Source organism: Bradyrhizobium sp. NBAIM08 (assembly GCF_020193935.1).
Taxonomy (GTDB): domain Bacteria; phylum Pseudomonadota; class Alphaproteobacteria; order Rhizobiales; family Xanthobacteraceae; genus Bradyrhizobium; species Bradyrhizobium yuanmingense.
The window spans coordinates 1-429 of the sequence record NZ_JADYVR010000575.1 but is presented as its reverse complement, the minus strand read 5'-3'; the positions used below and the strand labels follow the sequence as shown (position 1 = coordinate 429).

General features: G+C 58.7%; 1 protein-coding gene. It reads left to right on the top strand.

The features are described from left to right. Nucleotides 1–27: 27 nt before the first annotated feature. The coding region (locus tag I6F37_RS41025; RefSeq protein ID WP_225154522.1) for a hypothetical protein at nucleotides 28–429 on the top strand (402 nt) is incomplete at its 3' end.

Sequence of the window (429 nt, the reverse complement as noted above, 5' to 3'; positions counted from 1 at the left end):
GTGGAAGCGTGCGTCTGCGCTGGATCCATGACCGTCACGAGCGCGGCAGAACAGACCGGTGAGGTCCGTCGGGAACTCGACAGGGCGAGAGCTGTCTTTCTTGGGGAGGTCATAGGGCGTAACGTCTTGACCGTTCGCTTTAGGGTCGAAGCGGTGTGGAAGGGGAAGATCCCCAGCGAATTTGCCCTTTCGAGTGGTACGAAACTCCTCGACGGCAGCCGCATGTCGTCCAGCAGTTGTGACCTGAGTTTCCAGGTTGGAAAGCGTTACGTCGTCTTCGCCTACGGCAGCAGCCTCGAAACGATGAAAGCCACAAGTTGCAGCTTGACGATGTCCATGCCTGACGCCGCTGACACGGTGATGTTTCTGGATACGCTGGTCATCAGTCGCCCACCGACCGGCCAGGACTCGAAGCTCATGGTTCTGGTG